Source organism: Guptibacillus hwajinpoensis, from assembly GCF_020524165.1.
GTDB lineage: Bacteria > Bacillota > Bacilli > Bacillales > Guptibacillaceae > Guptibacillus > Guptibacillus hwajinpoensis_D.
The window spans coordinates 242,933-255,132 of the sequence record NZ_JAIVKU010000003.1 but is presented as its reverse complement, the minus strand read 5'-3'; the positions used below and the strand labels follow the sequence as shown (position 1 = coordinate 255,132).

Annotated in this window: 12 protein-coding genes and 1 riboswitch; of the genes, 2 read left to right on the top strand and 10 right to left on the bottom strand. The window is 39.6% G+C overall.

Annotated elements, in window-relative coordinates; genetic code table 11:
• Positions 1-34 precede the first annotated feature (34 nt).
• The 5 genes from ilvN to metX form a co-directional block, all read right to left on the bottom strand.
• On the bottom strand, positions 35-556 hold the full coding sequence (gene ilvN / locus LC090_RS04580; protein ID WP_159784617.1) for an acetolactate synthase small subunit: 522 nt from the start codon (positions 554-556) through the stop codon (positions 35-37).
• A complete protein-coding gene (gene ilvB, locus LC090_RS04575) occupies positions 553-2,268 on the bottom strand; it encodes an acetolactate synthase large subunit (protein ID WP_226655685.1) in 1,716 nt (571 codons plus the stop codon). Before ilvB ends, ilvN begins: the two co-directional genes overlap by 4 nt.
• A gap of 365 nt (positions 2,269-2,633) precedes the next feature.
• Positions 2,634-3,539, bottom strand: a complete 906-nt coding sequence (gene ilvE, locus LC090_RS04570; RefSeq protein WP_226655682.1) for a branched-chain-amino-acid transaminase — start codon at positions 3,537-3,539, stop codon at positions 2,634-2,636.
• 770 nt (positions 3,540-4,309) lie between these two features.
• Positions 4,310-5,608, bottom strand: coding sequence for an O-acetylhomoserine aminocarboxypropyltransferase/cysteine synthase family protein (locus LC090_RS04565; RefSeq protein ID WP_226655680.1), 1,299 nt, complete (start codon positions 5,606-5,608; stop codon positions 4,310-4,312).
• Positions 5,609-5,612: 4 nt separating this feature from the next.
• Positions 5,613-6,701, bottom strand: a complete 1,089-nt coding sequence (gene metX / locus LC090_RS04560) for a homoserine O-acetyltransferase MetX (RefSeq protein WP_226655678.1) — start codon at positions 6,699-6,701, stop codon at positions 5,613-5,615.
• Positions 6,702-6,804: 103 nt separating this feature from the next.
• Positions 6,805-6,915: riboswitch (SAM riboswitch) on the bottom strand.
• A 229-nt stretch (positions 6,916-7,144) separates the two neighbouring features.
• Here metX and LC090_RS04555 point away from each other — a divergent pair.
• Positions 7,145-7,564, top strand: a complete 420-nt coding sequence (locus LC090_RS04555) for a TlpA disulfide reductase family protein (protein ID WP_226655676.1) — start codon at positions 7,145-7,147, stop codon at positions 7,562-7,564.
• Between the two features lie 74 nt (positions 7,565-7,638).
• On the opposite strand, the gene LC090_RS04550 is transcribed toward LC090_RS04555, so the two are convergent.
• The 5 genes from LC090_RS04550 to LC090_RS04530 form a co-directional block, all read right to left on the bottom strand.
• Positions 7,639-8,919 (bottom strand): anti-sigma factor domain-containing protein, encoded by a 1,281-nt coding sequence (locus LC090_RS04550; RefSeq protein ID WP_226655674.1) that lies wholly within the window; start codon positions 8,917-8,919, stop codon positions 7,639-7,641.
• A 22-nt stretch (positions 8,920-8,941) separates the two neighbouring features.
• Positions 8,942-9,706 carry an RNA polymerase sigma-I factor gene (gene sigI / locus LC090_RS04545; protein WP_226655672.1) on the bottom strand — a complete coding sequence of 255 codons (765 nt, stop codon included), beginning with the start codon at positions 9,704-9,706 and terminating at the stop codon, positions 8,942-8,944.
• 337 nt (positions 9,707-10,043) lie between these two features.
• Positions 10,044-10,361: a thioredoxin family protein gene (locus LC090_RS04540; RefSeq protein ID WP_226655670.1), complete on the bottom strand. Its 318-nt coding sequence runs from the start codon at positions 10,359-10,361 to the stop codon at positions 10,044-10,046.
• Between the two features lie 72 nt (positions 10,362-10,433).
• On the bottom strand, positions 10,434-10,763 hold the full coding sequence (locus tag LC090_RS04535) for a toprim domain-containing protein (protein WP_224592355.1): 330 nt from the start codon (positions 10,761-10,763) through the stop codon (positions 10,434-10,436).
• Between the two features lie 137 nt (positions 10,764-10,900).
• A complete protein-coding gene (locus LC090_RS04530) occupies positions 10,901-11,428 on the bottom strand; it encodes a TraR/DksA C4-type zinc finger protein (RefSeq protein ID WP_226655668.1) in 528 nt (175 codons plus the stop codon).
• A gap of 139 nt (positions 11,429-11,567) precedes the next feature.
• On the opposite strand from LC090_RS04530, the gene LC090_RS04525 reads away from it, so the two are divergent.
• Complete coding sequence (locus LC090_RS04525) at positions 11,568-12,071, top strand: peroxiredoxin family protein (RefSeq protein WP_226655666.1); 504 nt, start codon at positions 11,568-11,570, stop codon at positions 12,069-12,071.
• Positions 12,072-12,200: the final 129 nt, after the last annotated feature.

The following is a 12,200-nucleotide window of genomic DNA, read 5'->3' as shown; positions in this document are numbered from 1 at the left end:
TTTCATTCATCCCTTCATAATTAGGTTTATTTTTTTAATTTAAGATGGAATATTGCTTCAAATCTGTTACAGATTTTTGACTTCCTCTAGGGAATGCCGTGATTCCCGTTCGCACCATTTCCTTAATGCCATATGGCCTGAGAAGATCTAAAATCGCTTCAATCTTATCGGAATTTCCTGTTACCTGAACCGTAATACTCTCTCGACTCACATCAATAATGGAGGCGCGAAATGGCTCAATAATCCCTGATATTTCGCTTCTGATTTGAGCATTACTAATGACCTTAATCAAGGCTAACTCCCGAACCACGATGGCCTGATCCGTAATATCCGTTACTTTCAATACATCGATTTGCTTATTAAGCTGCTTGATGAGCTGCTCAATTTTGGCATTGTCATCAACATTAACAACGAAGGTCATTTTCGAAACGCCTTCTTTCTCGGTATGACCAACCGTAATACTTTCAATATTAAATTGACGTTTTGTCATTAACCCTGTAATCCGATTTAATACACCACTCTGGTTAATAACCGTTGCGGTTACAATTCGTTTCATGGTTTCACCCCAATCATCTGATGCAACCCTTTGCCAGGGGCAATCATTGGATACACATTTTCTTTTCCACTAACGCGACAATCAATTAATACCGGATCACGGTGTGAAAATGCTTCTTCAAAAACGGCTTTCGCTTCTTCTTCATTTGTCACTTTAAAAGATTGGATCCCATACGCTTCACCTAGTTTCACAAAGTCAGGCTGTACCGGGATGAGCGACTGAGAATAGCGTTCTTCATAGAATGCTTCTTGCCACTGCCTCACCATCCCAAGCGTCTGGTTATTCATAATGACGACTTTTACCGGAAGATTTAGCTCTTGAAGAGTCGAAAGCTCCTGTAACGTCATTTGGAATCCACCGTCACCAGTTAGAGAAACAACCGTTTGTTCCGGAAAAGCAAGCTGAGCTCCTATCGCTGAAGGGAAACCAAATCCCATTGTGCCGAGTCCTCCAGATGTGACCCATCGATTCGCATCCGCAAATGCATAATATTGGGCTGCCCACATTTGATGTTGACCAACATCTGTCGTAATAATCGCATCTCCCTTCGTATATTCATGTACGAGTTCGACGACGCGTTGAGGGAGAAACTCAGTAGCTGATGATTTCTTCCAAAGTGGAAAATCTTCGCTATTTTGGGTTAACTTCTTACGCCAATCTTCTGTATCTGGAAGGGGTGATTCAATCTCTAGAAGCTTCTTCAAGGCCTCTCTAGCATCAGATACAATCGGAATTTGCGTTGGAACGTTTTTCCCAATTTCAGCAGGGTCTACGTCGATATGAGCCACCGTCGCATGGATCGCAAAGTGATCAAGATTACCAGTTAATCGATCATCGAATCGAGCTCCAATGCTAATTAATAAGTCACATTCATAAAGGGCCATATTCGCTGTGTATGTTCCGTGCATGCCTCCCATTCCCAGGAATAATGGATGATTGCCAGGGTAACTTCCAAGACCAAGCAGTGTATTAATGACTGGGATGCGATGTTTTTCAGAAAAAGCAACGAGTTCTTTTCCTGCATTCGCATGAAGGACACCAGCTCCAGCTAAGATCACTGGTTTCTTCGCTGATCCAACCGCATCTGCTAGTTTCTTAATTTGCAAAATGTTAGGTGAAAATGTTGGCTGATAACCTGGTAAATGAATCGTAGAATCATAGTCGGGTGAAATGGTTTTGTTCGCCACATCCTTAGGGATATCAACCAGAACTGGACCGGGACGTCCTGTTGTCGCAATATGGAACGCTTCTTTAATAATTCTTGGAAGATCCTGGACATCACGCACCTGGTAATTATGCTTGGTGATTGGTGCTGTAATCCCCATAATGTCTGCTTCCTGAAATGCATCCGTACCAATCACCGTGCTGGCAACCTGGCCAGTGAAAATAACAAGTGGGAGGGAATCCATCATCGCATCTGTAATTCCAGTAACGAGATTTGTCGCCCCAGGTCCTGATGTTGCGATCACAACTCCTGGCTTTCCACTTACTCTTGCATATCCTTCAGCCGCATGAATCGAGCCTTGTTCATGCTTTGAAAGAATATGTTTAATCGGTGATCGATATAGAGCGTCATAGATTGGAAGTACTGCTCCTCCTGGATATCCGAAGAGCACTTCCACATTTTCTTTTTTTAAAGAATGGATTAATACATCTGCCCCGGTCATTTCCGCTGTTACCGCTTCGGCTTCTGGTTTTGCCTTCGCCCGCATATTCATACCCTCCAATGCTTTATTGTGTTGCGCGCTCCCGTCTTACTACTGAAGCGTTACTAAGGTTTTAATAAAAAAAAGCCTTCTCATCCCTACGCCGCATTCTACGGTCTATAGGGGCGAAAAGACTTCACGGTACCACCCTACTTTTGCGACAAATCTCTGCCGCCTCATGAGCAAATTGCTCGTTTTGATAACAAGTGTTTTTTAAGACACTTGGCTGATCCTATGTTGCTAAGTTCAGATCAACACTCGGAGGGGATGTCGATACAGGGGGTAATACCGGCTTCCACCACTACCGGCTCTCTGGTTATTACCAATTCCTGTTTCTTTTGCCTCGTCATCGATTATGGATATTTATTTTTTTACCCCGCTTGCACATCACGTTTGGAAGGATAGACAGAGACCCCATCAACAGTGACAATGTCTCTAAACGCTCCAAGAAGATCATTTGTTGTTTTACCTGGCTTACCTTTTCCAATTTCACGACCGTCTACTTTAACAACGGCAATCACTTCTGCAGCTGTTCCTGTTAAAAAGACTTCATCTGCTACATACACATCATGACGTGTAAACGTTTCTTCACGCATGTCATACCCTTTTTTTCTTGCAAGTTCCATGATGGCATTTCGCGTAATACCCTCTAAAGCCCCAACGTACCCAGGCGGTGTTTTAATCACATTACCTTTCACGATAAATATATTATCAGCCGAACCTTCAGCGACATAACCCTGATCATTTAACATCAATGCTTCGCTAACGCCGGCTAAATTGGCTTCAATTTTGACAAGAATGTTATTTAAGTAGTTTAACGATTTCACTTTCGGACTCAATACATCCGATCGATTGCGTCTGCTCGCTACCGTGACAATATCAATTCCTGTTTCATATAATCGCTTAGGGAACAAGGCCAGTGATTCTGCAATAACGATCACTTGTGGTTCCTTACATGTAAATGGATCGAGTCCAAGATTCCCAACACCGCGAGATACAACGATGCGAATGTAGGCATCCTGAAGGTTATTTTTCTTCAACGTTTGCACAATAATGTCGGTCATTTCCTCCATCGTGTGCGTTATTTTTAGCATAATTGAATGAGCTGAATCATAGAGGCGCTGGAGATGATGCTCTAATCTGAAGACATTCCCATCGTACATGCGAATTCCTTCGAACACCCCATCACCATAGAGGAAACCATGATCGTATACCGATACTTTGGCATCTTCTTTTTTCACAAATTCTCCGTTAAGGTAGATCCACTGTTCACTCACCTTGTTCACTCCTTTCTGTTTGTTAATTAGACGCAGTAAAGCGTTAGTGTCTAATGATAGGCCTGTGAAATTTCGAGGCCCTGTTGTCGTTTTTGTTTGAGTTATTTGAATAATTTGTTTGTTTAATTGAGGATTATATTACGCCGGTTTGGACGTAAGGTCAACACCTAAAAGCTAAGTTTTTTGATAATTATGATATATCAGTTTATTTGTAAACGCTTACAACCCTTTCATGCGTGAGATTTGGTCACACGAAATTTTTTATTGTAAATTTAATAAAAGCGCTTACATAGAGTTAGTTAGTTAAATAGACGTTGTGTTGATTGTTTCAATACCTTTCTCATTAAGTGTAAACACTTCTTTACAACTGCCAATTGCCACCTCTTTTCTGATTGCCGAGTTCCCCTTGCATAATTATTTAATATCCCTAAAATTTCGACTTAAATCAATTCACGGAATCATGTTGGCGTCTTTGTATAAATAGATAGATTTTATCATTTGCCAATTGAAGGTATGTGCTTTATCCCAACACTATTAACAATCTTACCTTTACTTTCTATAAAAAAAACCCGCAAATTTTGTTCATTTATAATAGAGCATATTTATCAAACTTCATTATTAAAGTTACATACTCATTAACAAGCGTTACTATTAAGATTTAATATGAGTATTTACAGATGTCGTGTAGTTGCAAAATTCACTTAAACAAAAGATAGGCAACATGCAAAAGCCCTTTTCTAAATGAGAAAAGGGCTTTTCATTCATATTCTTTATACGCTAGCTTCCACTTTTGCTTTTGCGATTGCTTGATCTAAATCATCAATTAAATCATCAATATGTTCAATTCCGACAGAGAGTCGAATCAAATCGTCTCGTACACCTGAGGCCACCAGCTCGTCAGCACTTAACTGTTGATGGGTTGTGCTTGCCGGATGAATAATCAAGCTTTTTGCATCTCCAACATTCGCGACATGTGACCAGAGATTAACAGCATTAATGATTCCGGCACCTGTTTCACGCCCTCCCTTAATGCCGAACACAACTACTGCTCCTGCACCTTTCGGAAGATATTTATGAACAAGTTGATTGGATGGATGATTGTCCTCCTCTGGATAGCTCACCCACTCAACAGCCGGATTGTCTTTTAGATATGAGACAATCTTTCGTGTGTTGGCGATATGCTCTTTCATGCGGACGTGGAGCGTTTCAACACCAAGAGCAATCTGAAATGCATTAAATGGACTTAGCGCTGCACCAGTATCTCTTAGCAGTTGCACTCGCGCTTTCACAATGTACGCTGCTTCTGGAAGAGCTTCAGCAAACACAATACCGTTATACGTATGGTCTGGTTCAGTGAAACCAGGGAATTTAGGTGAGTTCCAATCGAATTTCCCACCATCAACGATAATTCCTCCCATCGTTGAGCCGTTACCACCGAGCCATTTCGTAGCAGAATGAACAACGATATCTGCTCCATGTTCAAGAGGTCGGCATAGATAAGGGGTTGCAAATGTATTATCAATGATTAAAGGGATGCCAGCTTCATGGGCAATTTCAGCAACTTTCTCAATATCCAGCACATGAAGTCCAGGATTTCCAATTGTCTCAGCAAAGATGGCTTTTGTGTTAGGCGTAATAGCTGCTTTGAATGATTCTATATTTTCAGGATCGACAAAGTTCGTTTTGATTCCGTATTTAGGAAGAGTTGCCGAAAAGAGATTATACGTTCCACCATATAAAGTAGAAGCTGAAACAATTTCGTCTCCGCTATTGGCAACGTTTAAAATTGCCGTGGTGATCGCTGCCATTCCACTTGCCAGGGCTAACGCTCCAACACCACCTTCAAGCTGAGCAACTCGCTCTTCAAGTGTACCGACTGTTGGGTTTCCAATTCGTGAATAGATGAATCCTTCTTCTTTTAAAGCAAATAAATCGGCTGCATGATCTGTATTGTTAAATCGATAAGCGTTGGATTGATAAATTGGTAATGCTCTAGCTCCTGTAGCTGGATCAGCTTGTAGCCCTCCATGAATCCCGATTGTCTCTAGATTATATTTTTTCTCTGCCATTTTTTCACTTCACTCCTTTGATTTTGTTTGTCATTGAGATTTGTTCCTTTATATGAGGTCCCCATTTATCAAACTCAACAAGGAATCCATCATGACCAAATTTTGTATCAACAAGATAAAACTGAGAGGATGACCCATGATTAAAGAGCTTCTCTAACTCATCTGGCGGATAGATCAAATCACCTTTAAAACCAATCGCAAGCACGTTTGCTTTCATTCTTTTATTGACGAAGGTCAGATCGCCTCGTCCTTCGCTAATATCGTGATTATCCATCGCTTTAAGCAAATACAAATAGCTATTTGCATCAAATCGGCCGACAAGTTTATTTCCCTGATAATGAAGGTAGGATTCAACATCATACTTTGGTTCTTTATGACTCTCATGTGAAGCACCTTTACGACTTCGGCCAAATTTTTTGTGGAACATTTCATCCGTTCGATAAGAGATCATTCCAATCATTCTTGCGGTTGCTAGCCCGGTTGTTGGTGTATGATCGCCACTGTAGTAGCCCTCATCCCAGTTTGGATCATTCGTAATCGCATATCGAGAAATAGCGTTATACGCAATTCCATAGGCATTAAGAGTTGGTGTAACGGCAAGTGGGATAAGGTGAGTCATCCAATCTGGATAGAGCAGTCCCCATTCAAGCACTTGCATTCCCCCAAGAGATCCTCCAATGACAGCATGAAGTTGATGAATGCCAAGTTTCTCAAGCGCTCTTTTCTGTGAATGCACCATATCTCTTACAGAGACAAACGGAAAATCAGCTTGATAGCGCTTTGTCGTGACCGGATTAATTGATTGTGGTCCTGTTGAACCGTTACATCCTCCGAGAACATTGAACGTAATAACTTGAAAAACAGACGTATCGATATAAGCGCGGTTTCCGACTAATCCTTTCCACCAGCCTGTTTCCTCATGACCTACTGTATACTGATTTCCTGTTAATGCATGGCAGACAAGAATAACCGGTGCATCACGAGGACCAACTCGTTCATAGGCAAGTTCGACATCATGAAGGTCATTGCCGGATTCGAGCGTTAACGAACCAATCGATATAGTCTGATCTTCGTATCTCGTCTCTCTAACCAAACCCCTATCTCTCCTTTCAAACAATCCAAGCTTCCTGCATTCGTTTTGAGTAATATAAAAAGCCTCTCTGAAAGACAGAGAGGCTTGATTCATTCATCAGCTTCGCTTATCTTCCAGGATTTCTCCTGCAGGATTTGGCACCTTTTCAAACCAACATTGGTTTGACGGTTGCCGGGCTTCATAGGGCCAGTCCCTCCGCCTCTCTAGATAAGTATGAATATTTCGTTTTTTAATTAATTGTGTTTATTTTAGCAAGGTGGCGTATTAGTGTCAAACATTTTTTCGGAATTTTTCTTCTTTTCACTTAACGTTATGAATTCTTTTTTAGGATGAATTCAGTATGTAATACGATAGACTGATGGAACAGTGCATCACAAAAAAGTTTCGTTAGAATGAACTTTTTGATAAGGTATCGATAGACCATTAAAAAGAGGTGAACAACGATGAAAGCCCCCTTCTTTGCATTAGAGGATATTAAAAGTGGCGAAGTGATTCAGCTCTCTGACTTTGCTGGAAAACCTATGATGATCACCTTCTGGGCTTCATGGTGTCCGGACTGTATGAAAGATTTGCCGATGAAAGAGCAATTTTATCAACATGCTGATCTTGAAAAACTAGCCTTCCTAACCATTAATGTAACTGGACGAGAACGCTCTGATGAAGCAGGTAAAGAATTTACGTTAAAAAACGATCTTTCTTTTCCCGTTTTAGAAGACAATGGACGAGAAACATATGATCACTATGGATGTACTGGAGTACCTACAACGGTTCTACTCAATAAAAACCATCAAATCGTTAACGTTTTTGATGATCAGTCTTCATTTCTCGATATTGCAAAAGCTCTCCCTTCGATCATGACTTAAAGGGGCATAGAAAAAAGCCAGAGGAATCCCTCTGGCTTAACTATTGGATATAAAATAAATGATAGCATGATGCTTTACTTATCTTTTTTCTTTTCTTCAGACTTGCCTTTGTTATCTTCTAATTTCTCTTTTTCATATTCATCATTCTTTTTGAGCTCTTTTTCGTTCTTCTTTTCCTCTTGTTCTTGTTCCTTTTCAATTTTCTTTTCTACTTTTTCTTGTTCTTTTTTATTTTCTTTTTCAGCTTTTTCTTGACTCTTTTCAGCTTGCTTCTTTTCTTTTTCTTGTTCTTTCGCTAGTTTAGTACTCGTTTTTTTTTCTGCTTTTTCTTGTTTCTCTTCTTCTTTTTCATGATCTTTTTGAGCTTTAGGTACCGTAGAAGAATTGTTTTGTTCTTGGTTGGTACTACTTTCTACGTCTTTATCAGACTGTTTATCTTGTAATTTATTATCTGCTTCTTCACTCTCGAGAATCAGTTCTCCATTTTCGTTCTTATGATCATCTACTGTCTTTTCGTTTAATTGGACGACTGAATCCTCAATCGGGCTTGGCGTCTCTTTCACTTTAGACTCACTAGACTTGTCAGATTGATTCGTCTCCACAGCGGTCATGGTTTCTGACTGCATTTCATCCATTTTACTCACAGAAAGATTACGCACTTCATCGATAGATAAAGATGCGCCTCGATCTATGGCAGCGAGGTAAGTCATGTATTTTCCTTGTGATAGTCCAAGTTCATTCGCTTTTTCATGAGCACTGTAATCGGCATCAAGAATGGTTGTTATCGCAATCGCTTGATTAACAAGTGCATCATTCTGCTCAAATCCTCTTATGATCGTTTCAAGGTCTTCGCTGATCCCCTTATTCTCAGCGTTTGAAGCGACAATAAGTAATTTGCGATTTTCTTCTAAATAGCCTTTTTCATCGAGTTTGGAAACAAGTAAGCCTCCGAATTCGCTAAGTGGCATATTCATTGTTTCCCGTTCTAAGTTCAACCCTTCACCGTCTGAATTCCATGCTTGATATTGAACAACTTCAAGATCAGAATTAATTCCAACCTCAATACTTGGGTTGATATCAAAGCTTACATAGGCTGCAACTGCATCATTTTGTCTAACAGGAATAACGCCTGTTACGATGACAACTAACAATAGAATTGCTGCCATACCGGCCAGGGTGGGCATAGAGGGGGTAAAGTAACCTATTTTCTTATTAAGTGGTTTTGGTGTAAGTTTAATTTCAGAGCCGATTGTTAACGTATGATTTCGCTTGAGATTGATTGTTGTAAATTCTCCCTCAGGAGTTAATACAACTGCCTTTCTTCCGCGAATGTCCATAATGACCCCTTTTTTCATCCCCTGGCCCCCTTTTTTCCAACTACTGTATATAAGATTTCAGCGCGTTAAATCCACCTAAATGAATTAAAGCCACTGCTATTATATACTTTCGATTACGTTCAATCGTTTTGCGACTGCATGTAACGAGTGACAGCAAATCTTTTATCGGGAGCTGCTTTTTCTCTAATAGATATCCTGAAAGAACGTGATCATCCGCGATCAATTTTGCGATCATCTTGGCGTTTTCTCTTGCATCAATATGTTTTGGGCAGTTTTTGCTGAGAACCTTGAACGTAATACTAAATTTCTTAAGTAACTGCTCGTATTCCTCGATTTCAAACATTCTCACTTCACGCTGTTTATCAATTTCATAGACATCAAGGGCAGCTTTCTGTTCTGCAAAACTATCTTCTAGGCGCCCTTCTTCATCAAGTTCCTCAGGTTCAAGGTAAATGTATTTGTTTTGTCGCGCTTCTTTTCGTATATAATCAATCACTCTTCTTCTGATAACCATATCGGCAAATGTTAAAAATCTGCTTCCCTGGCCTTTACGAAACTGATCCATCGCTTCATTAAAAGCGGATAGTCCAATACTAAACTCATCCATCGAATGATTTATATAACGATTGCAGACTTTTGACGTAATCTTCTTAATAAAAGGTTGATAGTCTTCTAAAAGTTGGTTTCGTAATGCCTGATTTCCTTTTTGTATACTGTCAACTTTATCTTCTAAAGTAATACTCTCTTTTTTATTTTCATTTTTAGTAGCGAAATTTCCCATTGCGCTGATTGAAATGGTTGTCATGTTATACACCTCTCATCTTGCAGTTGATTTCATCTAACTGCTTTTCGGGTTGGTTTCTTGGATGTCTTTTTAATTTTGGAAATTCTATAATAGTTTAGAAAATGAAATGTGCCACCATTCGTATAAAACAGTGGAATGGTGACTCTATTCAGTTATACCACTCAATCAGCATCAACGAAAATACAATTTTATGACAATGTTACTGTTTCTTTACTTCCTGTTATATTATTTTATCATTATTAATCTTGCTTAATTTTCAGCAAATTACTCATCCGCAAAACCCTATATATATAGGGTTTTTAGAACGTTTAAATATCAAGTAAATGGTCAAATTACATCAAAAGAATTTACTTGAATTAAGAAAATCATCGACTTTTATCACTGACTCAAACGCAAAAAGCGTTCGATCGTCATCATTTCCACCAATAACTGTTAATGCAGGAACACTTTGTATTCCGAGAGCTTCTGAAACCCATGGAAAATAATTTAAATTACATGTAAATACCGTAGCTTCCATTTCTTTTGCTTCTGTAACAATATGTAACATTCGCTCAGCTATTTTACACGTCTGACAAAAGGGTGTGTAGAAGAATAGGATACTTCCTTTTGTTTTTAAGTGCTTTTTTAGTAAGGCTTCATCGGTAATTTCTTGCATTCCGCATGCTCCAATCCTTATCAGGCCAAAAAGGAAGCTATTAAAGCTTCCCTTCTATGATCTTTTCTTACATTAAACTGTTACTACTTTAAACTTTGCTGCTCTTAAAATTCTTGTTAAATAATTCAGCGGGGTTTCTGCAACCTCACGATGAAGCATCGTGATATAGAGATGTTCTGCATGGGGGATTTCTCGTGTTAACTGACGCCTCAATTTCTCACCTGCATCATCTGCATCCACCAAAACAAATACATCTTTTTCTTCAAGCTCTTCACTTAGTTCCTCAAGTCGCTCAAAGCTAATTGTTCCATATGTGCAAATAATATGAACGGGTTCATCTAATACTCTCATCAACTGCTGTTTATCTGTTTTTCCTTCAACAATAATAACTTTATCATTCATGGCACAACGCTCCATTTCAAGCTGTCGTATCAATGCATTGCTATAGCATATGGTGGTTGGAAGCAAATCGTTTCATTTTATCATTAGAATCGCCAACGCGAAGTGATAACAGAACAGCTATTGAGCCAGATAACCGTTTATTCTGATTCTTTATCTGGATCATCTTCTTCTAAATACGTTTCAGAAGTCGAATTACCATGTTCTCTTTGAAGATCATCAACTGTACGTAGACGATCATCTTCTCGATTACCTGAAGTCTCAAAAGTAGATTCATCATCTGGCCGGCTATCTTCTTTGTTCTCTTCTAACTTATCCTGAGCCTCTTTTGTTCGAATCGCATAAGGAATGGCTTCAAGACGTTCCTTATCAATCTCTTCTCCAGTATCCACACAAATGCCATAGTTTCCTTCACGTATGCGGTCAAGTGCCGTATTAATTAAACTCAATCGCTCTCTTGCTGCATCTTCTAGCGTAATATCTTTCTCTCTTTGGTCCAACTCAGAAGCCATATCCGCAAAATGATTATCGTACCATGTTAATTCTCCTGTTTCATCCGATAATGATGCATTTTCATCATGATGACTTGCACCACTATCTAGAAGCTCTTTCTTTAAATCAAGTAGCTGTTTTTTAAATTGCTGTAATTCTTCCTTCGACAAAGCCATTATCATTACCTCCATAGGTCATTTTCTTTTCCAGTTCCTATTTTCCCTTAACACCTGTCCAGTTAAACCACGCAATTATGTTTTATCATGCTCAACTGGTGGAAATAAATCAATATGATTAAAGAATGGAGTGATAAAAATGGCAAAACTAAACCTTGGAGACCAGGCACCATCTTTTTCACTTATCAACACAGAAGGCGAGCTCTTTCAATTTGAGCAGCACCAGCAAGAAGATAACCGCTGGCATATGCTTGTATTTTTTAGAGGTGAATGGTGTCCCGTTTGTAATGAACAGCTAGAAGAACTTCAGGAACATCTTGGCGCTTTTCAGAAATTAGACGTACATCCAATTGCGATCGCGAAAGACGAATTGGAATCTCTTCGAAAAATGAAAGAAAAGCATGCCCTTGAGTTCCCAGTATTGAGCGACAACGAAAATGCTGCAATCGACTCATATGGGGTTATGATGCATCGAGAAGACTCTCCATATGAAGACCATGGCGAACACGGCGAACCAGCCATTTTCTTAATTGACGAGAACGGTAAACTAATGGCACAGTTTCTCCAGTCCAGCCCATTCGGACGCCCATCAGCAGATGGACTTATTAAAACCATAAAATATATTCGTAAAAACAAAGCATAAAAAAACCGGCCAATGGGCCGGTTTTTTTATGGTAGGAAGCACGATGCTGTCGTTTGAATGAAGACATTAAGCTTGTCGGGGATTACCAGGCGCTCGATCACTTCACCTTTCAACCGGAAAACAAAGACC